Origin of the sequence: Arthrobacter horti (genome assembly GCF_030731045.1) — a bacterium.
GTDB lineage: Bacteria > Actinomycetota > Actinomycetes > Actinomycetales > Micrococcaceae > Arthrobacter_E > Arthrobacter_E nanjingensis.
Map to the genome: position 1 here is coordinate 59,812 of NZ_JAVALS010000006.1, position 20,553 is coordinate 80,364.

Annotated in this window: 23 protein-coding genes; 11 read left to right on the top strand and 12 right to left on the bottom strand. The window is 68.5% G+C overall.

Features of this window, described 5'->3' with window-relative positions; genetic code table 11:
• Positions 1–34 precede the first annotated feature (34 nt).
• Genes resB through Q9R02_RS10250 form a run of 4 tightly spaced genes read right to left on the bottom strand, consistent with a single transcriptional unit; the run spans position 35 to position 3,834 of the window.
• On the bottom strand, positions 35–1,711 hold the full coding sequence (resB, locus tag Q9R02_RS10235; RefSeq protein WP_305996584.1) for a cytochrome c biogenesis protein ResB: 1,677 nt from the start codon (positions 1,709–1,711) through the stop codon (positions 35–37).
• A 56-nt stretch (positions 1,712–1,767) separates the two neighbouring features.
• Entirely contained in the window at positions 1,768–2,529 is a 762-nt protein-coding gene (locus tag Q9R02_RS10240; RefSeq protein WP_305996585.1) for a cytochrome c biogenesis CcdA family protein, read from the bottom strand.
• 4 nt (positions 2,530–2,533) lie between these two features.
• On the bottom strand, positions 2,534–3,166 hold the full coding sequence (locus tag Q9R02_RS10245) for a TlpA family protein disulfide reductase (protein ID WP_425279258.1): 633 nt from the start codon (positions 3,164–3,166) through the stop codon (positions 2,534–2,536).
• A 2-nt stretch (positions 3,167–3,168) separates the two neighbouring features.
• On the bottom strand, positions 3,169–3,834 hold the full coding sequence (locus Q9R02_RS10250; RefSeq protein WP_305996586.1) for a histidine phosphatase family protein: 666 nt from the start codon (positions 3,832–3,834) through the stop codon (positions 3,169–3,171).
• Positions 3,835–4,107: 273 nt separating this feature from the next.
• On the opposite strand from Q9R02_RS10250, the gene Q9R02_RS10255 reads away from it, so the two are divergent.
• The 4 genes from Q9R02_RS10255 to Q9R02_RS10270 all read left to right on the top strand — a co-directional run bounded on the left by Q9R02_RS10255 (position 4,108) and on the right by Q9R02_RS10270 (position 7,165).
• The gene (locus Q9R02_RS10255; protein ID WP_305996587.1) at positions 4,108–4,653 is read left to right on the top strand and encodes a YceI family protein; all 546 of its coding nucleotides are present in this window, start codon (positions 4,108–4,110) and stop codon (positions 4,651–4,653) included.
• A gap of 208 nt (positions 4,654–4,861) precedes the next feature.
• Complete coding sequence (locus Q9R02_RS10260) at positions 4,862–5,371, top strand: hypothetical protein (protein ID WP_305996588.1); 510 nt, start codon at positions 4,862–4,864, stop codon at positions 5,369–5,371.
• Positions 5,372–5,477: 106 nt separating this feature from the next.
• Complete coding sequence (locus Q9R02_RS10265; RefSeq protein WP_305996589.1) at positions 5,478–6,236, top strand: hypothetical protein; 759 nt, start codon at positions 5,478–5,480, stop codon at positions 6,234–6,236.
• Positions 6,237–6,331: 95 nt separating this feature from the next.
• Positions 6,332–7,165, top strand: a complete 834-nt coding sequence (locus Q9R02_RS10270) for a hypothetical protein (RefSeq protein ID WP_305996590.1) — start codon at positions 6,332–6,334, stop codon at positions 7,163–7,165.
• A 2-nt stretch (positions 7,166–7,167) separates the two neighbouring features.
• On the opposite strand, the gene Q9R02_RS10275 is transcribed toward Q9R02_RS10270, so the two are convergent.
• Both Q9R02_RS10275 and Q9R02_RS10280 read right to left on the bottom strand, forming a co-directional pair.
• Complete coding sequence (locus Q9R02_RS10275; protein WP_305996591.1) at positions 7,168–7,896, bottom strand: redox-sensing transcriptional repressor Rex; 729 nt, start codon at positions 7,894–7,896, stop codon at positions 7,168–7,170.
• A 14-nt stretch (positions 7,897–7,910) separates the two neighbouring features.
• Positions 7,911–8,165 carry a glutaredoxin family protein gene (locus Q9R02_RS10280; protein ID WP_305996592.1) on the bottom strand — a complete coding sequence of 85 codons (255 nt, stop codon included), beginning with the start codon at positions 8,163–8,165 and terminating at the stop codon, positions 7,911–7,913.
• Between the two features lie 86 nt (positions 8,166–8,251).
• On the opposite strand from Q9R02_RS10280, the gene Q9R02_RS10285 reads away from it, so the two are divergent.
• Positions 8,252–9,070 carry an HAD family hydrolase gene (locus tag Q9R02_RS10285; RefSeq protein ID WP_305996593.1) on the top strand — a complete coding sequence of 273 codons (819 nt, stop codon included), beginning with the start codon at positions 8,252–8,254 and terminating at the stop codon, positions 9,068–9,070.
• 478 nt (positions 9,071–9,548) lie between these two features.
• Here Q9R02_RS10285 and Q9R02_RS10290 read toward each other — a convergent pair whose 3' ends face one another.
• The 3 genes from Q9R02_RS10290 to Q9R02_RS10300 form a co-directional block, all read right to left on the bottom strand.
• The gene (locus Q9R02_RS10290) at positions 9,549–9,647 is read right to left on the bottom strand and encodes a 30S ribosomal protein bS22 (protein WP_003792170.1); all 99 of its coding nucleotides are present in this window, start codon (positions 9,645–9,647) and stop codon (positions 9,549–9,551) included.
• Positions 9,648–9,814: 167 nt separating this feature from the next.
• Positions 9,815–10,018: a helix-turn-helix domain-containing protein gene (locus tag Q9R02_RS10295; RefSeq protein WP_305996594.1), complete on the bottom strand. Its 204-nt coding sequence runs from the start codon at positions 10,016–10,018 to the stop codon at positions 9,815–9,817.
• A 174-nt stretch (positions 10,019–10,192) separates the two neighbouring features.
• A complete protein-coding gene (locus Q9R02_RS10300; RefSeq protein WP_305996595.1) occupies positions 10,193–11,299 on the bottom strand; it encodes a 3-deoxy-7-phosphoheptulonate synthase in 1,107 nt (368 codons plus the stop codon).
• Between the two features lie 410 nt (positions 11,300–11,709).
• Between Q9R02_RS10300 and Q9R02_RS10305 the strand changes: the two genes are divergently transcribed.
• Genes Q9R02_RS10305 through Q9R02_RS10320 form a run of 4 tightly spaced genes read left to right on the top strand, consistent with a single transcriptional unit; the run spans position 11,710 to position 15,444 of the window.
• The gene (locus Q9R02_RS10305; RefSeq protein ID WP_305996596.1) at positions 11,710–12,723 is read left to right on the top strand and encodes a sulfate ABC transporter substrate-binding protein; all 1,014 of its coding nucleotides are present in this window, start codon (positions 11,710–11,712) and stop codon (positions 12,721–12,723) included.
• Between the two features lie 12 nt (positions 12,724–12,735).
• Entirely contained in the window at positions 12,736–13,530 is a 795-nt protein-coding gene (gene cysT, locus Q9R02_RS10310; RefSeq protein WP_305996597.1) for a sulfate ABC transporter permease subunit CysT, read from the top strand.
• Positions 13,523–14,491: a sulfate ABC transporter permease gene (locus Q9R02_RS10315; protein ID WP_305996598.1), complete on the top strand. Its 969-nt coding sequence runs from the start codon at positions 13,523–13,525 to the stop codon at positions 14,489–14,491. Before cysT ends, Q9R02_RS10315 begins: the two co-directional genes overlap by 8 nt.
• Positions 14,488–15,444 carry a sulfate/molybdate ABC transporter ATP-binding protein gene (locus Q9R02_RS10320; RefSeq protein WP_305996599.1) on the top strand — a complete coding sequence of 319 codons (957 nt, stop codon included), beginning with the start codon at positions 14,488–14,490 and terminating at the stop codon, positions 15,442–15,444. Before Q9R02_RS10315 ends, Q9R02_RS10320 begins: the two co-directional genes overlap by 4 nt.
• 16 nt (positions 15,445–15,460) lie before the next feature.
• Here Q9R02_RS10320 and Q9R02_RS10325 read toward each other — a convergent pair whose 3' ends face one another.
• Both Q9R02_RS10325 and Q9R02_RS10330 read right to left on the bottom strand, forming a co-directional pair.
• Positions 15,461–15,991 (bottom strand): ArsR/SmtB family transcription factor, encoded by a 531-nt coding sequence (locus tag Q9R02_RS10325; protein ID WP_305996600.1) that lies wholly within the window; start codon positions 15,989–15,991, stop codon positions 15,461–15,463.
• 78 nt (positions 15,992–16,069) lie between these two features.
• On the bottom strand, positions 16,070–17,218 hold the full coding sequence (locus tag Q9R02_RS10330; RefSeq protein ID WP_425279260.1) for an acetoin utilization protein AcuC: 1,149 nt from the start codon (positions 17,216–17,218) through the stop codon (positions 16,070–16,072).
• 202 nt (positions 17,219–17,420) lie between these two features.
• Between Q9R02_RS10330 and Q9R02_RS10335 the strand changes: the two genes are divergently transcribed.
• On the top strand, positions 17,421–18,926 hold the full coding sequence (locus tag Q9R02_RS10335; protein WP_305996602.1) for a TrkH family potassium uptake protein: 1,506 nt from the start codon (positions 17,421–17,423) through the stop codon (positions 18,924–18,926).
• A complete protein-coding gene (locus Q9R02_RS10340; protein ID WP_305996603.1) occupies positions 18,919–19,605 on the top strand; it encodes a potassium channel family protein in 687 nt (228 codons plus the stop codon). Before Q9R02_RS10335 ends, Q9R02_RS10340 begins: the two co-directional genes overlap by 8 nt.
• 86 nt (positions 19,606–19,691) lie before the next feature.
• Here Q9R02_RS10340 and proC read toward each other — a convergent pair whose 3' ends face one another.
• Positions 19,692–20,519: a pyrroline-5-carboxylate reductase gene (gene proC, locus Q9R02_RS10345; protein WP_305996604.1), complete on the bottom strand. Its 828-nt coding sequence runs from the start codon at positions 20,517–20,519 to the stop codon at positions 19,692–19,694.
• Positions 20,520–20,553 lie beyond the last annotated feature (34 nt).

Consider the following 20,553-nt stretch of genomic DNA (forward strand, 5'->3'; position numbering starts at 1 on the left):
TGATGCCGCCCCGTGCTGAAGCGCGGCCGCGTTCTTATCCATTATCCGCCGGTGTCCCCGCGGTGCTTCCCCCGGCCGGGCCATCCAGGCCCCAGCGTTCCTGCAATGCCTTGCGGATCCGGGCGGTCTCCCGCGCCAGTCCGTGGTCCTCGCCGCGGGCCAGGAGGCCGTACTCCACCATGACGCGGCCGTCCTCGGCCGTCCCGGTGCGGACCCAGGCGCGGCGGCGTCCGGTGTAGAGCGAGATGACCAGACCGCCCACGGCCACCAGCGCGAAGATCAGCGCCGGGACCTGGCCGGGGTTGTGACGGATGTCGATCGCGATGAAGCGCTTGAGACCGTCGAAGGTGATGGAGCCCTTGCCGTCCGGCAGCTTGTAGGTCTGGCCGGCGTCCAGCACGATGCCCTTGGCCGGCAGATCGCGGCCATTGAGCTGCTTGAGGTTCTTCACGTCCAGGTTGTAGACGTTCTGCGGGCTGCCGCTGTTCAGGCCCAGGTCACCGTAGTAGGAGTTCAGGTTCAGCTGGGGCTTGAGCGGGTCCGGGTCGGCACTGTAGGCGATGCCGGCATCGTTCAGCTGGGCGGCAGGCAGGAAGAACCCCACGAAGCCGAGCTGGTCCGGCTGGGCGTCGGGGACCTTGATGACCATGGTGGAGGTGTACACGGCGTCGGTGGGAATGGCCGGCACGGGACCTTGGAGCGCCACATTGCCCTTACCGTCCCGGACCGTGATCACGGGGGCGTAGCCGTTGCCCACCAGGTAGAGGCCGGTGCCGCCGATCTCCAGCGGGTCGTTGACCTTCAGTGTCTGCTTCTGCGCCGGGGCGTCCGGGGAGTCCTTGGTGGTCACGGAGGCGTTGAAGTCGATCGGCTGGCCGAACTGCTTGACGGACTCCCGGTCGTAGCGGACGTCGAACTTGTCCAGCTGCACGGAGTAAGGGCTCAGCCAGGCGGACTGGAAGTCGGTGCCGGGGCTGAACTGGTCGTAGCCCACCAGGGTGTTGACGAAGGTCTCGCCCTCCACCAGGGTCCGCTGGCCGCTGTAGCCGAACAGGCCGCCGATCGCCACGGACACCAGCACGCCCACCAGCGAGGTGTGGAACACCAGGTTGCCGATCTCACGCACATAGCCGACCTCCGCGCCCAGATGCGGCCGTTCGCCGTCGGTGTCGCGGGTGTCCACGCGGTAGCGGCGCCCCTTGAGCACCGCGGCGGCGTCCGCAAGCGCCGACGACGCCGTGGCGCCTTGGGCGGCCGGGATCACCAGGGTGCCGTACTGGGGCAGCCGGGAGATGCGGCGCGGGGTCCGCGGCGGGGCGGTGCGGAGAGCCTTCCAGTGGGCCCTGGCCCGCGGGATGATGCAGCCGATCAGGGAGATGAAGAGCAGCAGGTAGATCGCGGAGAACCAGTAGGACGAATAGACGTCGAAGAGCTGGAGTTTGTCCAGCCATGGGCCGTAGTCCGCGTGGTCCTTCAGGTACTGGGTGACCACGGCGGGGTTCGCCGGGCGCTGCGGGAACAGGGAGCCGGGCACCGCGGCCACCGCCAGGAGCAGGAGCAGGAGGAGTGCGGTCCGCATGCTGGTCAGCTGGGTCCACGCCCAGCGGAGCATGCCGATCGGCCCGAGCGCGGGGACGGCGACGTCCTGGCGGGAGGACGACGCACCCTCGGGCTTCCGGCCCCGCTTGGGTTTCTTCACCGTCTCAGTCATCCGTGCCCGTTCCCCGTCCTTGAATCATCTCGTGTCTGTGTGCCATGTGCGTCGCCTCAGATGGGCAGCTTCACCTCGTTCTGGAACCAGGTCTGCAGCTGCACGGTCCATTCACCCCAGAGGCCGCTCACCATGAGCAGTCCGAGGCCGATGAGCATGAGCCCGCCGAGCCGTTGGATGGCCAGCTTGTGCTGGCGGAAGAACTTCATGACGCCCATGCCGCGGCGCACGGCCAGCGCGATGAGCAGGAAGGGGATGCCGAGGCCCAGGCTGTAGGCGAAGGCCAGGAGCGCGCCCTTGGCCGCGGTGGACCCGCCGGACAGGCTCAGGAGCTGGACCGCGGAGTAGGTGGGGCCGATGCAGGGCGCCCAGCCCAGGCCGAAGGTGATGCCGAGCAGCGGCGCACCCCAGAGGCCTGCCGGCGGCCTGGCCTTGAGCTTGGCGTTGCGCTGGAAGAAGTCGAAGCCGCCCAGGAAGATGACGCCCATCAGGACCACCACCACACCCAGCCAGCGGGTCACCAGCTGCTGCTGGGACGGGACCGCCAGGAAGGCGAAGATCTGGCCGAAGGCACCGCCCAGGAGCACGAAGATCACGGCGAAGCCCAGGACGAACAGCGCCACACCGGCGAACATGCGCCCGCGCTTCTGCTCGGCGAGGTCCACCCCGGTCAGGCCCGTGACGTAGCCCAGATACCCGGGGACCAGTGGCAGCACACAGGGCGAGAGGAAGGACACCAGCCCCGCCAGCAGCGCCACGGGCACCGCCAGGATCAGGGAGCCGTTGAGGACGGTCTCGGCGAAGGGGTTGTTGGGCACCGGGTCACTCCGCCAGGACGGTCTGGATGAGCGTCCTCATGGTGCCGCCCTCCAGCTCGCCCACCACGCGGGCGCTGACGCGGCCCTGCTTGTCCAGGACCAGGGTGGCCGGGACGCTGTTCGGCGGAACGATGCCGGCCATGGCCAGGAGGACCTGGCCATCCTTGTCGTTGAAGCTGGGGTAGGTGATGCCGAAGGACTTCTCGAAGGCCTCTGCGGTGGCCTTCTCATCCCGCACGTTCACGCCGTAGAACTTCACGCCCTTGGGGGCGAATTCGGTGTGCAGCTTGACCAGTTCGGGCGCTTCCAGCCGGCACGGGGCGCACGAGGCGAACCAGAAGTTCAGGATGGTGACGGAACCCACCAGGTCCTTCTCCGAGACCTGGGCGCCGTCGAAGAGCACCCCGGTGAAGTCCTTGGTGCCCTTGCGCTGGTCCTTGGCGAACTCGGTCACGGTGCCGTCGCCGCCCACGTAGTTCTTGTTGTCCCCGGCGCGGGCCTGCTTCGCGAGGGTGTCGTCCTGGCTGCACGCGGAGAGGCCCAGTGCCAGGAGACCGGCGCCCACCATACCGAAGGCCTGCCGACGGCTCAGCCCGGTGCGCGGGGCGCGGTCGTCCTGGAAACGTTCGTCGGTCATGCTCAGGCTCCCGGAGTGGTGGAGGCGCCCACCAGGAGGTCGGCGGCCGGTTCTCGGTACGTCACGCCCGTCAGCCGCCCGCCGTCGTCGAACGTCAGCGAGGTCAGCGAGGTCAGGGTGCATTCGCGCTTGCGGGGGTCGTGGGCCAGGCGGCGGCCCTCGGCCGCCAGGCGGGTGGACCAGATGGGCAGCTGATGGCTGACGATGACGGCCTCCGCGCCGGGGCCTCCGCGCTCGACGGCGGTCTGCCGCGCCTGCTGCACCGCGGCCATGACCCGCTCCACCTGCTGCGCATAGGCCTCGCCCCAGGAGGGGCGGAGGGGGTTTACGAGATAGGGCCAGTGCCGGGGTCTGGCCAGCTCGCGCGGGTTGACCTTGAGTCCCTCGAAATGGTTCTCCGCCTCGATGACCCGCTCGTCCGTCTCGATCTGAAGCCCCAGGGCCGTGGCGGTGGGGGCCGCCGTCTCCTGGGCGCGCAGGAGCGGGGACGCCACCAGATGCGTGATGAGCGCCCCGGCGTCGCGCTGGGCGGCGAAGTACTCGCCCAGCCGGTCCGCCATCTTGTAGCCGCGTTCGGAGAGGTGGAATCCGGGGAGCCTGCCGTAGAGGACTCCGTCGGGATTGTGGACCTCGCCGTGGCGCATCAGATGGACGGTTGCATGGGGCATGGCTCCATTTTCTCAGAGTTTAAGGACACCTCCGGCCAGAGCGGCCCCCGGACCGGCTGTGAATCCGCCATGAATCGCCCGCCTCCGGGAACCATCGCCGAGGTCCGCTCGTGGGCGCCGCCCACCGGATAGCTGGAAGACGTTCACAAAAAATTTCCCGGAACCGGGAACAAAAGATGCATTTGCATGTTTATACTGGATGCAACGCGATTGGTTGAGACTTCAATCAATCCCCATGAGACAGCTGAACACCGACCTCCCAAGGAGAACCCCATGAGCATCCCCACCAACCTCACCGCCGGCACCTGGACCCTGGACGCCTCCCACAGCGAGGCCGCCTGGACCGTTCGCCACGCAGGTATCTCCAAGGTGCGCGGCACCTTCGGTGAGCTGGCCGCCACCGTCACCGTCACCGAGAACGACGCCACCGTGGACGCCACGATCCAGTCCGCCAGCATCTCCTCCGGCGACGCCAACCGCGACGGTCACGTCAAGGGCGAGGACTTCTTCGACGTGGAGAAGTACCCCACCCTGACCTTCACCTCCACCTCCATCGAGGGCGCCGGTGAGGACTTCAAGCTCAACGGCAACCTGACCATCAAGGGCATCTCCGTCCCCGTGACCTTCGAGACCGAGTTCGGCGGCGTGGCCGTGGATCCGTTCGGCAACACCCGCGCCGGCATCTCTGCCGAGACCACCATCTCCCGCAAGCAGTTCGGCCTGACCTGGAACGCCGCTCTCGAGGCCGGTGGCGTCCTGCTCTCCGACAAGGTCAAGATCAACCTCGAGCTCTCCTTCATCGCCCCCGCCGCCAACTGAGGCCGCGGCCCCCGGCCGTCTGAAGACGGCCGGAGCTGAAGAGTGACTGCCCGACGACGCCGCACGGCGTCGTCGGGCAGTGCATTTAAGGCCGTTCCTCCATTTCACAAGGGGTTTTGAGACAAAGGGGTTACGGATTCATTGCGCTCAGGCGAAAGTCTGCCGCCGGGCCTGTCTGTGCCGGGCGGACAGTTCTAGAGTGAGCATCATGAGCAGCCAATATCCTGGCGCATCAAGCGCCGCATCCGGCAATGAACCTCCCGCGGGCCTCGGCTATGCAGCGCCGGCCCGGAACACGTTCGGATTCGATCTGAGCAACCTCAAGAAGCGGCTCCTGGACGTCACCGGCGTCCCGCAGCAGCTGACGTACTCCTACTGGCTGTGGGCGGGCGGTGCCGTGCTCGGCATCATCTTCTCCATCCTGAACATCTTCATCGCCACTGCGGCCTTGGGTGCCTACACGGGCATCATGGCGGGAGCGGCGATCGGCAGCCTGATCTGGGGGATCATCTGGGGCGCCGCGGTGATTTTCGTCGCCATCCGGCTCAAGGAAGGGTCCCGCTGGGCCCGGATCGTGCTGACCGTCCTGGGCGCACTCGCCGTGATCGCCTTCTTCGTGGAGCTTGCGACCCTGAATCTGACCGCGGTCTCCTCCGCTGCGACGGTGGCCGGCGCCGTCCTGATGTGGATGCCCCAGTCGCAGAAGCACTTCGCCTGAAGATCATCCCTGAGACTGGGGACCGCGGCCGGGAGGCGGGATACGGTGGGACTGACACCGGGATCCGGCCGTCGCCCCCATCCATGCCGCAAGGTGAGGAGCCGACGTGAGCAGTACACCTGAAGAGCCTGGAAACCCGCAGCAGCCGGGTCCGGGGCAGCCCCCCGTTGCGCCACAGTACGGGCCTCCTCAGCAGGGAGCTCCGCAGCCGCCGCAGTACCCCCAGTACGGCACACCGCCGCAGTACGGGAACGGGCCACAGTACGGGAACGGGCCTCAGTACGGCACACCGCCGCAGTACGGGAACTCTCCCTACGGCTCCCAGCCCGGTCAGGGCTACCAAGGCGGCCCCGGTTACCCCGGCACACCAAGCTACCCTGGCGCACAGGGCGGCGAGCCCGTGTGGCCCAGCGCCAGCCCCTACAGCGGGATCCAGGAGCGTCCGGCACGTCCGGCGAAGGTGGAGATCGCCTTCTGGCTGATCATCGCAGCCGGCGTCCTGAGCACGCTCACGACCCTCCTAGCACTGACCCAGCTCGACTCCAGTCAGATTGAAGTGGCCATCCGTCAGGCCCAGGCCTCCGGCCGCGGTTCCGTGGACCCCGCAACGCTCAAGTCGATCGTCGCCACCATGATCATCATCGTCTCGATCATCTCGCTCGGCCTCTACCTGCTGGTGGCGTTGTTCATCCGCCGCGGTGCCAACTGGGCCCGCATCCTCGGGACCGTGTTCGCCGCGATCTCCCTGGTCCGCCTGCTGGGCCTGAACCCCTTGAGCATCATCGTGACGCTGCTGGGCGTGGCGGGCATCGTATTGCTGTACCTGAGGGACAGCAACTGGTACTTCAGCCGTCCTAAATTCTGAGCCGCACAGCCGGAACCACAGAATCGCAAGGGCGGGGCGCATCCGGCGCCCCGCCCTTGTCCGTCGGGGCCCCGGGTCCCAGTGAGGAAACATCCATGACCGAGCAGCCGGGCACCCCGGACCACGGACCCGATGAGACGCCGCAGGACCCGCAGGCGGGACCGGCCGGGCCTCAGACGCCGGACGCCGGTCCGCAGCGGCCCGCTCCCCCGCAGTACGGGCTCCGCTCGGCCGATCTCGGACTGCCCTCTCCGTACGAGCAGTACCGGGCGCGGGAACAAGCGGAACGGGACCGGCATGCCCGGGAACAAGCGGCGCACGCGGCGCAAACAGCCTGGCCGTACCGCCAGCTGCCTGGGGGCGGAGGCCGCGGACAGCAGCCTGGCTGGGGCCCGCAGCCCTGGCCCGGGCATGAGGCCGCACAGTTCGCACCCATGGACCCGCCCACGCCGATGCCACGGCCGAGGACCCTCCACTGGGCGTACTGGCTCATCCTCGCGGCCGCGCTGCTCGGCGTGCTCGGCACGGTCTGGACCTACACCCACCTGGACTTCAACGCGCTGATCGACCAGGGGATCCGCCAGGCGGAAGCCCAGACCGGCGAGACTCTGACCTCCTCGATGCGTGACGCCATGGTCCCGGTGACCATCGGCGCACTCGTGGTGGTGCAGCTGATCAGCATCGGTCTGTACACGATGGTGGCGGTCTTCATCCGCCGGGGCCGCCATTGGGCCCGGGTGCTGGGAACGGTGTTCGCGGCGATCTCCCTCGCCGGCCTCTTCTCGTCCAACCTGTTCGACGCCGCCCAGGTGATCGTGGGCGTCGCGGCCATCGTCCTGAGCTGGATGCCCCTCTCCGCGGCCTACTTCGCCAACGCCAAGCTCGTCCGGGACCACCAGCGCTTCCAGCGCTTCCAGTCACACCGCTGACGTCAATTGACCAGGCGCTGCGCGTGGTATGCCAGGATCTGAAGCTCCGTCGCCATGTCCACTTTGCGCAGATTCACGCCTTCCGGCACCTGCAGGTTGACGGGCGCGAAGCTCAGGATGCTCTTGACCCCGGCAGCCGCCACCCGGTCGCACATCTCCTGCGCTACGGACGTGGGGAGGGCGAGCACGGCCATATTGGCGCCCGTCTGGGCCAGAACGGTCTCCAGGCTCAGCACATCACTCACCCGCAGGAAGCCGATCTCGTGCCCCACCAGCAACGGGTCGGCGTCGAAGATCGCCACGATCTCGAAGCCGCGAGACTGGAAGCCCCCGTACCGGGCCAGTGCCCTGCCGAGGTTGCCGGCACCGACGATGGCGACCTTCCAGTCGAGCGTGAGGCCGAGTGCCGCGGCGATCTGCCGGTTGAGGTAGCCCACCTCGTAGCCGACACCGCGGGTGCCATGCGAACCGATGTAGCTGAGATCCTTGCGCAGCGTGGACGAGCTGACACCCGACGCCTCGGCGAGCGCCTCGGAGGAGATCCGTTCGACGCCGTCGCCGGTCAGCGCGTTGAGCGCGCGCAGATACAGGGTCAGGCGCGCGACGGCGGCCGGCGGGATCTGCTTGACGGGGGCGTCCCGGACGACTTCGGTGAGGGGCGCGTCCGCGCCGGGCGCCGCAGGCAGTGCGATCCCCTGGCGGCTGGCCGGCTGGGCTTCCTTCTTACGCATGGGCACGGACCTGTTCAGGCCTGCTGCGCTTCGCGCAGCTTCCGTTCCAGACGGACCGCATCGATGGTCCAGAAGTCGCGCTGCACCCCGTCGATGAGCACCACGGGAACCTCGTCGGAGAAGCGCGAGCGGAGCGCGTCGTCGTCGTCGATCAGCCGTTCCCGCCAGGGGACGTCCAACCGGCCGGCCACCTCGCCCACGGTCCGGCGGGCCGCCTCGCACAGATGGCAGTCCCGCTTGGTGATGAGAAGAAGCTCTGGGACCCGCATTCCTTTACCGTAGCGCCCTGCCCGCCCCAGGAGCACATCGTGCGCTCCGAACTGACAGTTCGCGACTGTTGGATAGACTCAGCATCATGGCCAGCACGCGGAACGAGTCCGCCTCCAGCGTCTCCGTGGCCGATCTGCACCGTCATGAGGCTGCGTTCTTCGACGTGGACAACACCCTGATCCGTGGCGCCAGCATCTTCCACGCCGCCCGCAAGATGTACCAGCGCAAGGTGTTCACCGCGCGGGACATCCTCGGCTTCGCGTGGCAGCAGCTCAAGTTCAGCGTCCGCGGCGAGAACCTGTCCGATGTGCACAGCATCCGGGACCGGGGCATGCAGGTCGCGGCGGGCATCCGGGCCGAGGACGTCGCCACTCTGGGCGATGAGGTGTTCGACGAGACCATCTCCGGGAAGATCTGGCCCGGCACGCGGGCACTCGCCGAGCAGCACCTGCGCGTCGGACGCCGGGTCTGGCTGATCACCGCAACCCCGTACGAGCTCGCCCAGCCGATCGCCAGCCGCCTCGGGCTCACGGGCGCCCTCGGCACCCGGGTGGAAGTGGTCGACGGCGTGTACACCGGCCGCCTGGTGGGCGACATCCTGCACGGCGAGGCGAAGGCCGACGCCGCCCGCGCGCTGGCCGAGGCGGAGGGTCTGGACCTGGCAGAGTGCTGGGCGTACAGCGACTCGCACAATGACATCCCGCTGCTGAGCATGGTGGGCCACCCGGTGGCCATCAACCCCGACGCCGGCCTGCGCCGCCACGCGAAGGCCACGAACTGGCCGGTCTACGACTTCCGTTCGGGAAGGCGCGCGGCGACGTTCGGGCTGAAGGCGGCCACCGTGGGCGGAGCGGTGTACGGCCTCTGGAGGGGCCTCAACCACGCCCGCGGCACCCGGCGTTGATCTTGGCCCCGTGCGGGGCTGAGGGTCCCCACGCGGCTTAGACACGCTCCGTCGCTCGTCCCTCGCTCTGTCGCGCGATGCGCCGCTTTTGAAAACGCACGACGCCGTGCGCCGTTGCTTCCTTGCCGCGCGCGCAGACCTGGTTTCGTAAAGGAAATGACCCTGATGACGAGTGGCCACGGAACGGCCGCCACGTGCGGTCCCTTCCCACTCCCCCACCGCAGGCCCCAGCCCGGCACCGAGCCAGGTCCAGCTTGATCGCTTAACCCCGCCCCGACACGAGGTGACCTGCCACAAGCCGCGTGAGGTTCCCGAAAGCGGCGCATCGCACGCTGAAGCGAGGAACGAGCGTAAGCGGGTGTCTAAGCCGCGTGGGAACCTCATGCGGCACCCAAGCCGACCACTCGCCGTCGGGCACCACTTAAAGCACCAGGCCCGGAACCAAACGGTTCCGGGCCTGAACGCCTGCGAAGTATCTCTACTTCTTGTTGCGACGCTGGTGGCGAGTCTTACGAAGCAGCTTGCGGTGCTTCTTCTTGGCCATGCGCTTGCGACGCTTCTTGATAACTGAACCCACAGAAGTTCCTTACGGTAATGCGCGCCTGCCCGATAGTCCCCGGTGAACCCGAAGAATCGGTGGACGCTGTTTTGCGATGACGTAAAACGTTCCTTAACAGGGTACCGCCTCCGGCAAGCTCCCCCGAACTCGCGGGAGGGCCGGCCCGTTGCGGCGGAAACGTCTTCTCAGGCGGATTCCGTGTGACGGCCGGTGGCCGCCGCCTTCACGTACTCCTCCACGGCGCTCTCCGGGACACGGAAGGACTTCCCGAAACGGACCGCGGGCAGCTCTCCCGAGTGGATGAGCCGGTACACGGTCATTTTGGACACGCGCATCTGCTCAGCGACTTCCGCGACCGTGAGGAAGTCGGTGTTCGCAAAGTTGGCCACGTCCGGCCTCCCCCTCCATGCCTATAGCTGCTGCCCCCGCCGCAGGTGCGCGGCGTGTCGGAACTGAGGTGATTCCCCCCTGAGTGCTAGTTACTCTAGTGTCTCACCTGTCCATTGTGAAAGATGGGAATCGCGGAAACATGGGCGTCCCCTCGGAAGAGCCTGTGAGACGCCTCAGCCGTCCCGGCGGTTGCGGACGGCCTCGGCGAGGGCGTCGAGCACCTGAGCGGTCACGTCCCATTCCATGCACGCGTCGGTGATGCTCTGGCCGTACACCAGTTCGTCACGGGCTTCGGGCCCGTCGGCCGGGTCGAACTTCTGGGCGCCACCCACCAGGAAGCTCTCCAGCATGACCCCGGCGATGGCGTCCGCAGTCCGCTCCCCTTCCAGCTGCGCGGCGATCTCCAGCGCCACCTCGGCCTGACGGTGGTGGTTCTTGCCACTGTTGCCATGGCTCGCATCGATCACGACGCGCGGGTTCCCGCCACGGGCGGTCAGGGCTGCCGACACCTCGGCCACGGATTCGGCCCGGTGGTTGGGCCCGGAGGCGCCGCCGCGCAGGATGACGTGCCCGTCCCGGTTGCCTGGGGCATGGACCACACTCGTGCGGCCGTCCAGGTCCGTCCCCAGGAAGGACTGTGCGGCGGAAGCGGCCTGGCAGGCGTCGATCGCATGGGAGACCGTGCCGTCCGTGGCGTTCTTGAACCCCATCGGCAGGTCCAGGGCCGCCGCCATCTGGCGGTGCACCTGGCTCTCCGTGGTGCGGGCGCCCACCGCTCCCCAGCTGACCAGGTCTTCCAGGTACGGTGCGCTGAACGGCTCCAGGAACTCGGTGGCGGTGGGCAGGCCCAGCGCGGTGACGTCCCGCAGGAACCCACGCGCCTCGGACAGGCCCCGCGCCATGTCGTGGCCGCCGTCGAGCCCCGGATCGTTGATCAGGCCCTTCCACCCCACCGTGGTCCGTGGCTTCTCGAAGTAGCAGCGCATGACCACCAGCAGATCCTCGCGGTGCCGGGACGCCTCCGCGGCGAGCCGGCGCGCGTACTCGAGCCCCGCCGTCGTGTCATGCACCGAGCAGGGACCCACTACCACCAGCAGGCGGTCGTCCAGGCCGTTGAGCACGGCGCGCACCTCGTCACGGGAGCGCTCGACGACGGCGGCGCCGTCCGCGTCCACCGGCAGCAGATCGCGCAGTTCGGTGGCTGTGGGCAGCGGTGCGTACGCGGTGCGCCCGGCGAAGTCCTGGCCGGAGGTGCTGAGAGTCTGGGCTGCTGCGTTCATGGGGGTCCTTGTCTATGAGACGGACCCTGGCTTCAGAGCCCGTCGAAATGACGAAGGGCAGGGAATGCATCCCTGCCCTGTGAGCTCTGAAGGTGTGTATGCGCGGCTACAGCCGTGGGCCCTCCAGAGCCACAGCAAAATACGCATACCAACGCTTCGTCATGGTCCCACACTATAGGTCGGCCCCCAGGAGGCCGCAAGCACGGCATCCGTTTATGACTTCCCTGTGGACGCCCGGGGTCACGCAACTACACACGGAGACCTATATGACACCCGGACGCGACGGCGCTCACGGGGCTGGGTACATTTGCCAGCAACCGCCCGGATCCGCGGCGGTTGTCACCCCGCTCGAGCCCGGCCCGTGCTCCTACACGGCCGGCTCCGCGGCACCACCGATGAAGGAACCGAAGATGAAGACCTGGAAGTCCCGCCTGGCCGTCACCGCCGCCGCTGTCACAGCAGTCCTCGGCATGACCGCCTGCGGTGGCGCTGCCGGCGCCTCCGGTCCTCAGCTCTCCCTCGTGGGATTCTCCGTGGCCGAGACCGCCAACAAGGCCGCCGAGGCCAAGTTCCAGCAGACCGAGGCCGGCAAGGGTGTCACCTTCAGCGGCTCCTACGGCGCCTCCGGTGACCAGAGCCGCAAAGTGGCCGCCGGCGCCAAGGCCGACTATGTCCAGTTCTCCCTGGAGAGCGACGTCACCCGTCTGGTGAAGGCGGGCCTGGTGTCCCCGGACTGGAATACCAACTCCACCAAGGGGATTGTTTCGGAGTCCGTGGTGGTCCTGGTGGTCCCCAAGGGCAACCCGCAGCACATCACCGGCTGGGAAGACCTCACCCGGCCTGACGTCAAGGTCATCACTCCGGACCCCAAGTCCTCCGGCTCCGCCCGCTGGAACATCCTGGGCCTCTACGGCCACGAGCTCGCCACCGGCAAGTCGGCCGCGGATGCCTCCGACTTCGTCACCAAGGTGTTCGCCAATGTCACCCAGTGGGCCGGCAGCGGCCGCGAGGCCACGGAGGCCTTCGACAAGAAGGTGGGCAACGTCCTGATCTCCTATGAGAACGAGGCCATCCTGGCCCGCCAGAAGGGCAAGGACTACGACTACATCGTCCCCAAGGACACCCTCCTGATCGAGAACCCGGGCGCCGTGCTGAGCAAGGCGGACCCCAAAGCCAAGGACTGGCTGGACTTCGTCCTGAGCAAGGACGGCCAGACCCAGGCCGCCAAGGCCGGGTTCCGCCCGGTGATCGACGGCGTGAAGACCGACGTCCAGGGCGCCAACGACCCCTCCAACCCGTTCCCCACCCCGGACCGGCTGCTCACCGTGGGGAAGGACTTCGGCGGCTGGGCCGCCGTGGACAAGAAGTTCTTCGCGGACGGCGCCCTCATCGACCAGCTGCGCGCCGCCGCCGTCAAGAAGTAGGTCCCGCACGTCATGAAGCCTGAAACGCTGACCCGCCCCGCCGCCGCGGGCCTGGGACTCGCGCTGCTGTGGTTCAGCGTCCTGGTGCTGATCCCGCTGGCCGCCATCGTCCTGAGCTCGACGGCGGGCGGCTGGCAGCAGTTCATCGGCACCATCACGGATCCGGAGACATTCGCGGCCCTGCGGCTGACCGTGCTGCAAGCCCTGGGCGCCGCCCTCGTGAACGTGGTGGTGGGCACCACGATCGCCTGGGTCCTGGTCCGGGACCGCTTCCCCGGCAAGGCCGTGCTGGAGGTCATCATCGACATCCCGTTCGCCCTGCCCACCATCGTGGCCGGCCTGGTCCTCCTGAGCCTCTACGGCCCGGAGAGCCCGCTGGGCATCAATGTGGTGAACACCCAGCAGGGCATCTTCCTGGCGCTGCTGTTCGTGACCCTGCCGTTCGTGGTCCGCACCGTCCAGCCCGTGCTGATCGAACTGGACCAGGACGTGGAGGAGGCCGCGGCGTCGCTCGGTGCCGGCCGCTTCACCACCTTCCGCCGGGTCCTCCTGCCGGCGCTGATCCCCGCGATCACTGCGGGAGCCTCGCTGGCCTTCGCCCGGGCCATCAGCGAATTCGGTGCCCTGGTGCTCATCTCCGGTAACACGCCGTTCGAGACCGAGGTGGCGTCCCTGAAGATCCTCAAGTTCATCGAGGGCGACAACCGCGCCGGCGCGGCATCCGTGGCCCTGGTACTGCTGGTGGTGTCACTCGTGGTGCTCGTGGCACTGGACATCCTGCAACGGAAGGTGGCCCGCCGTGGCTGAGACCGACCTTTCCCCGGCCCCGCGCACGTCGACGGCGGACACGGCACCCGGCAACGCCTCCGCCGGCCGCCCGACGACGGCGACCGCCGCGACCACGCCACCGCGCCGCCGTCGTGCACCCCGCACCCCGGGGCGGCACGGCGGCAATCGGCCACTGCGCGTCATCCTCCGCCTCGCCGTGATCGTCTACCTGTTCTTCCTGGTGGTCTGGCCGGTGTCCCTGGTGGTCCTGCGGACCTTCGCGCCGGTCGGCGACACGGGTGGCTGGGACGCCTTCGTGACCCGGATCTCCGACCCGGCGTTCCTCTACGCGTTCGGCCTGACCTTCACGGCCGCACTCTGGGCCGTGGGGCTGAACGCGGTGTTCGGCCTGGGCATCTCCCTGCTGCTGGTCCGGTACTCCTTCCCGGGGCGTCGCCTGCTCTCCGCCCTGGTGGATCTGCCCATGTCCGTCTCCCCCGTGGTGGTGGGCCTGGCCCTGGTGCTGGCGTACAGCTCCAATCAGGGCCGGTTCGGGCCGCTGCTGCAGTCCCTGGACTGGCAGATCGTGTTCTCCACGCCGGGCATCGTCCTGGCCACCACGTTCGTCTCGCTGCCGTTGGTGATCCGCGAGATCGTGCCGGTGCTGGAGGAGATCGGGACCGAGCAGGAGCTCGCGGCCCGCAGCCTTGGTGCTGGAGCCGTGCAGACCTTCCGGCGCATCACGCTGCCGGCCATCAAATGGGCGCTGGTGTACGGCGTCGTGCTGTCCCTGGCCCGTGCGCTCGGCGAGTTCGGCGCCGTGAAGATCGTCAGCCAGGGCGCTTCCTTCAACGGCGAGACGGCCACCCTCCTGGTAGCCAACCGCTACGGCAACTTCGACGAGGCCAGCGCCTACGCGGCCGCCTTCCTCCTGGTCCTGACCGCCATCACCGCTCTGGTGGTCGTGACCATCCTCCGCCCCAAGGAGCACCGTTCATGAGCATCACCGTCTCCGGCATCAACAAGAACTTCGGCGACTTCGTGGCCCTGCAGGACATCAACCTGGAGATCCCCAGCGGCCAGCTGACGGCTCTCCTCGGCCCGTCCGGCGGCGGCAAGTCCACGCTGCTTCGCATCATCGCCGGTCTGGAGAACGCCGATTCCGGCAGCATCACCATCAGCGGTCAGGAGGCCACCCACCTGCCCGCCCAGAAGCGCAATGTGGGCTTCGTGTTCCAGCACTACGCCGCGTTCAAGCACATGTCCGTGGCCAAGAACATCGCGTTCGGCCTGGAGATCCGCAAGCTGCCCAAGGCGCGCATCAAGGAAAAGGTGGACTCCCTCCTGGAGCTGGTCCACCTCACACAGTTCGCGGACCGGCTCCCGGCCCAGCTCTCCGGCGGACAGCGGCAGCGCATGGCCCTCGCCCGGGCCTTGGCCATCGAGCCCAGCGTCCTGCTGCTGGACGAGCCGTTCGGCGCCCTGGACGCCAAGGTCCGCAAGGAACTGCGCGACTGGTTGCGCCGGCTGCATGACGAGGTCCACGTGACGACGCTCTTCGTCACCCACGACCAGGAGGAGGCCCTGGAGGTCTCGGACAACATCGTGGTGATCAATCAGGGCCGGGTGGAGCAGGTCGGCACGCCGGACGAGCTCTACGACCAGCCCGCCAACGACTTCGTCCTGGGCTTCCTGGGCCCGGTCACCGAGTTCCAGGGCCGGCTGGTCCGCCCGCACGACCTGGAGGTCTTCCGCCAGGAGGTGCCCGGGGCCGTGGCCGGGCGAATCGCACGCAGCACGCGCGTGGGATTCGAGGTCCGCCTGGAGGTCGAACTGAACGGCTCCGCGGACGCCGCACCGGTGAACGTGGTGGTCACGCGCGGCGAGGCCCGCGCCCTCGGCCTGACCGTGGGGGACACGGTGTTCCTGGGATTGCAGGCCGTTCTGGTCTGACGCCCGCCCTCGCGGACTACTTCTTCCGGCCGAGCTTCGGGAGGTTCGCCAGTACCTCGGCAGCACGGGTCGCGGCGCGGGTCGCCGCACGGCCCAGCTGCTGTCCGGTGACCGCCACGGCACCCTGCTCGACGCCGGGCTGCACACCGGGGCGAAGGGCGGGCGTGCTCCCGGTGCCCGGACGAATCGGCGTCACCGGGGACGACGCCGGCCGGCTGCGGGGGACGGTCTCAGCGGCGGGTGCGTGGCCCGGCGTCGTCGGTGCCGGCTGGCGCTGCGGGCGGCCGGCGCCAGTGAGCCCGCCGACCCAGTCCTGGACTGCCAGCAGAGGCTCCCGCTCCAGCGAGTAGTACCGTTTCTGCCCCTGGGCGCGCATGCTCACCAGGCCCGCCTCCCGGAGGACTCTCAGATGCTTGGACACAGTGGGCTGACTGGTCTCGAGCTCCTCCACCAGCTCCCCCACGGCCCGGTCCCCGGACCGCAGCGCCTGGAGGATCTCCCTCCGGGTCGGCTCGGCAATGACTGCGAAGATGTCCTCAACCACCATGCCCCTACCCTAGCGTTATATGTCCTTCACGGCATCCTTGTGTGAAGCGCGTGAGACATGCCGCCTGGGGAATAGAACTCAGTCGAACCAGGGATCCAGGCCGAAGAGCGGGAAGACTTCCTTCCGGGTGGCCATGATGCTCCTGTCCACCGGGTTGGAGGGGTCGTAGCCGGTCTCCCAGGAACGCCACCAGATGTCCACGCCATCGCCCATGGTCTCCGGGGCGGCCACGCCGAAGTCCTGACGCACCTTCTCCGCCCAGCCCTCGGGCACGGGCGTGGAGACCGGCAGAGAACGCCCGCTGGCGATGGCCACCAGATGGGTCCAGGACCGCGGCACCACGGAGTGCACGTTGTACCCGCCACCGCCTGTGGCGATCCAGCGGCCGCCGCAGTGCCGCTGGGCCAGGGCCGCCACGGAGTTCATGACCTCCCGCTGGCCGTCCACGGTCACTTCGAGATTGCTCAGGGGATCGTCCCGGTGCGAGTCCGCGCCGTGCTGGCTGACGATCGCCTGCGGCCCGAACTCCCGGACCACCGCCGGGACCACTGAGTGGAACGCTCTCAGCCAGCCGGCATCGGCCGTCCCCGCGGGGACGGCGATGTTCACGGCGCCGCCCGGGGCATTCGGCCCGCCCGTCTCATTGGCGAAGCCGGTCCCGGGGAAGAGCGTCTGCCCCGATTCGTGCAGGGAGACCGTCAGGACCCGAGGATCGTTCCAGAAGATGCCTTGCGTCCCGTCGCCGTGATGAGCGTCGACGTCGATGTAGACCACACGCTCCAGGCCACCGTCCAGGAGGCGGGTGATGGCCAGGGCCGCGTCGTTGTAAATGGAGAAGCCGCTCGCCTTGTCCCGCGCGGCGTGATGCATCCCGCCGCCGAAGTTCACGGCGTGCACGGCGTCACCGGAGAGGATCCGGTCCGCGGCCAGGAGCGAGGCGCCGGCCAGCCGGGCAGCGGCCTCATGCATCCCGGCGAACGCCGGATCGTCCTCGGTGCCCAGGCCCAGGAGCGGCAACGGGGAGGCAGGATCCTCGGACACACGGTGGACGGACTCGATGTAAGACCGGCTGTGCACCCTGGCCAGTTCCTCGTCCGTCGCCAGGTCCGGGGCCAGCACGGTGAGGTGCGGGCGGTACAGGATGCCCAGATCCTGCGCCAGCCGGGCCGTGAGCTCCAGACGCGCGGGCGCCATGGGGTGGGTCGGGCCGAAGTCATAGGCGGTCATGGCCGGATCCCACACCACGGTGGTCGGCGGGGCCTCGCGGCCGATGGCGCTGCCTCCGCTCAGCCGCGAGCGGGAGGAGGGCGGGAGGGAGGGGGACATCAAGGACAGGCTACACGTCTGCCGCGTCATGACGCCGAATGATGGTTAACTACTCCAAGGACACGGCCTCCACAGCCATCTCCCCCGACACGAAGGACAGCCCATGCCCCGCTCCGGGCCCACCTCCCAGCCCCGCCGGCCACCCGGCACGGATCCGCGGACGGCCCCCGGCGCCGTCGTACACGGGAGCTCTCCGAGCGCGGAGCCGCTCACCGGCTGGCAGGCCCCGCACGAGCCAGGCCCATTCGCGCTGTTCACCGGCATCCGCGACTTCGTGGACCGGCTGGCCAACTCCTCGCCCGCGCGTCTGGCGCTCGTCGCCTTCTCCTCCGTCATCCTGGTCTTCACCTTCCTGCTCTCGCTGCCCCTGGCGGCCGCGGACGGCAAGGTGACCCCCCTGGACGAGGCGCTGTTCACTGCGGTCTCCTCCGTCTGCGTGACCGGTCTGACCGTGGTGTCCACCGCGACGCACTGGACGTTCTTCGGGCAGTTCGTGATCATGACCGGCATCTTCGTGGGCGGCTTGGGCACCCTGACCCTGGCCTCCTTGCTGGCACTCATGGTCAGCAAGAAACTGGGCGTGCGGGGCAAGCTCATCGCCCAGGAGGCCATGAACAATGCCGGACGGCTCGGCGAGGTGGGCACGCTGCTCCGAGTGGTCATCGTGACGTCCGTGGTGATCGAGTCGGTCCTGGCACTGGCGCTCATCATCCGCTTCTGGACCCTGGGCGAGGACTTCTGGCTGGGCGTCTGGCACGGGGTGTTCTACTCGATCTCCTCTTTCAACAACGCCGGTTTCACTCCGCACTCGGACGGCATCGTCCCGTATGAGACGGACCTGTGGATCCTGGTGCCGCTCATGCTCGGGGTGTTCCTGGGGTCCCTGGGTTTCCCGGTGGTGATGGTGCTGCAGCAGAACGGCCTGAACTGGCGCAAGTGGAACCTCCACACCAAGCTCACCATCCAGGTGTCCCTGATCCTGGTGGTGGCCGGCACCATCCTCTGGGGCGCGCTGGAGTGGAACAACCCGGAGACCATCGGCTCCATGAGCGTGGGCGACAAAGTCATCCATTCCGTGTTCGCCTCGGTCATGACCCGCTCGGGCGGCTTCAACCTGGTGGATCAGAACCACATGCACTCCACCACCATGCTCCTGACGGACGCGCTGATGTTCGCGGGCGGCGGCTCCGCCTCCACGGCCGGCGGCATCAAGGTGACCACCATCGCCGTCATGTTCCTGGCCATCCGCGCCGAGGCCCGTGGCGACTCGGATGTCCGCGTGTTCGGCCGCACCATCCCGCAGGGGACCATGCGCGTGGCCATCTCCGTGATCGTCATGGGCGCCACCTTCGTCTCCCTGGCCGCCGTCGCCCTGCTCGCCATCAGCGGCGCCAGCCTGGACCGGGTCCTGTTCGAATCGATCTCCGCCTTCGCCACCGTGGGGCTGAGCACCAATCTCAGTGCGGAGCTCCCGCCCGCGGGCGTATATGTTTTGAGTGCCCTGATGTTCGCCGGGCGCGTCGGCACGGTCACCCTTGCCGCGGCCCTGGCCATCAGGCAACGCAGCCAGCTGTACCACTTCCCGGAAGAGAGGCCGATCATTGGCTAAGAACCAGGGCGCCGCGAACCGCCCCTCACCCAACGCCCCGGTCCTGGTCATCGGCCTGGGCCGCTTCGGCGCAGCCACGGCCGAGCAACTGGTCAAGCAGGGCCGCGAGGTGCTGGCGATCGAACGGGACCGCACTCTGGTCCAGAAGTGGGCCCCCGTCCTCACCCACGTGGTGGAGGCGGACGCCACGAACATGGACGCCTTGCGCCAGCTTGGCGCCCAGGAGTTCTCCTCCGCCGTGGTGGGTGTGGGCACCTCGATCGAGTCCAGCGTGCTCATCACCGTGAACCTGGTGGACCTGGGCATCGAGCACCTCTGGGTCAAGGCGATCACGCCGTCCCACGGCAAGATCCTGACCCGCATCGGTGCCAACCACGTCATCTACCCGGAGGCCGACGCCGGCGTCCGTGCGGCCCACCTGGTGTCCGGCCGGCTCCTGGACTTCATCGAGTTCGACGACGACTTCGCGATCGTGAAGATGTACCCGCCCAAGGAGACCGTGGGCTTCACGCTGGACGAGTCCAAGGTGCGCTCCAAGTACGGCGTCACCGTGGTGGGCGTGAAGTCCCCGGGTGAGGACTTCACCTACGCCCGCCCGGACACCAAGGTCTCCAGTCACGACATGCTCATCGTCTCCGGGCATGTGGACCTGCTGGAGCGCTTCGCCGCGCGTCCCTGACCCTCTCTCCGCGAGAAGACAAAAGTTGCCGCTGACCGGCCAGGTCAGCGGCAACTTTTGTACTCTCGCGGGTGTTGTGGAGTGCGTCAGCCGAGGCTGGCGGTGATCTCCGCGGCGCGGGCTGCGGCCGCACGCGCTCCCGTGGCGATGATGGCGGGGATGCCGCCGTCGTCGAACGCCGCGATGGCGCGCTCGGTGGTGCCGTTGGGGCTGGTCACGGCGCGGCGCAGCGCGGCGGCGTCCGCGCCCGGCTCGGCGAGCATGGCACCCGCGCCGGCCACGGTCTCACGGGCCAGCAGCGCGGAGAGCTCGGGATCCAGGCCCAGCTCAGCACCGGCGGCGGCCATGGCCTCGGCCAGGTAGAAGGCATACGCGGGGCCGGAGCCGCTGATGGCGGACAGGGCATCCACCTGGGACTCGGGGATCTCCACCACCGTCCCCACGGCCTCGAACAGGCTCTTCACCCGGGCCAGCTGCTCCGGAGTGGTGCTGGTTCCCGCGGAGACGGACACCACGCCCTTGCCGAGGCGGGCCGGGGTGTTGGGCATGGTGCGGACCACGGGCTGGCCGGCGGGCAGGGCGGCCTCAAGCTGAGCGATGGACACCGCGGCGGCGACGCTCACCACCACCGTCTCCGGAGCGAGCGACGGCGCGATGGACCGCGCAAGATCGGTGATGCCGACCGGCTTGACCCCAAGGATGACGACGGCGGCGTCGCGTACCGCTTCCGGGTTCGCCGCTGGGTTCTCAGACTCGGCCACGGCCACCACACCGTGACGTCCTGCCAGTTCGGCGGCCCGCTCCGCCCGCCGGACGGTGGCCACCACCTGCGAGGGATCGGTGCCGGCGGCGATGAGACCGCCGAGAATGGCTTCGTTCATGGACCCTGTTCCGAGGAAGGCGATTCTGCTCATGGCACCATCTTGGCATGAGCCCCGGGACCGCCTC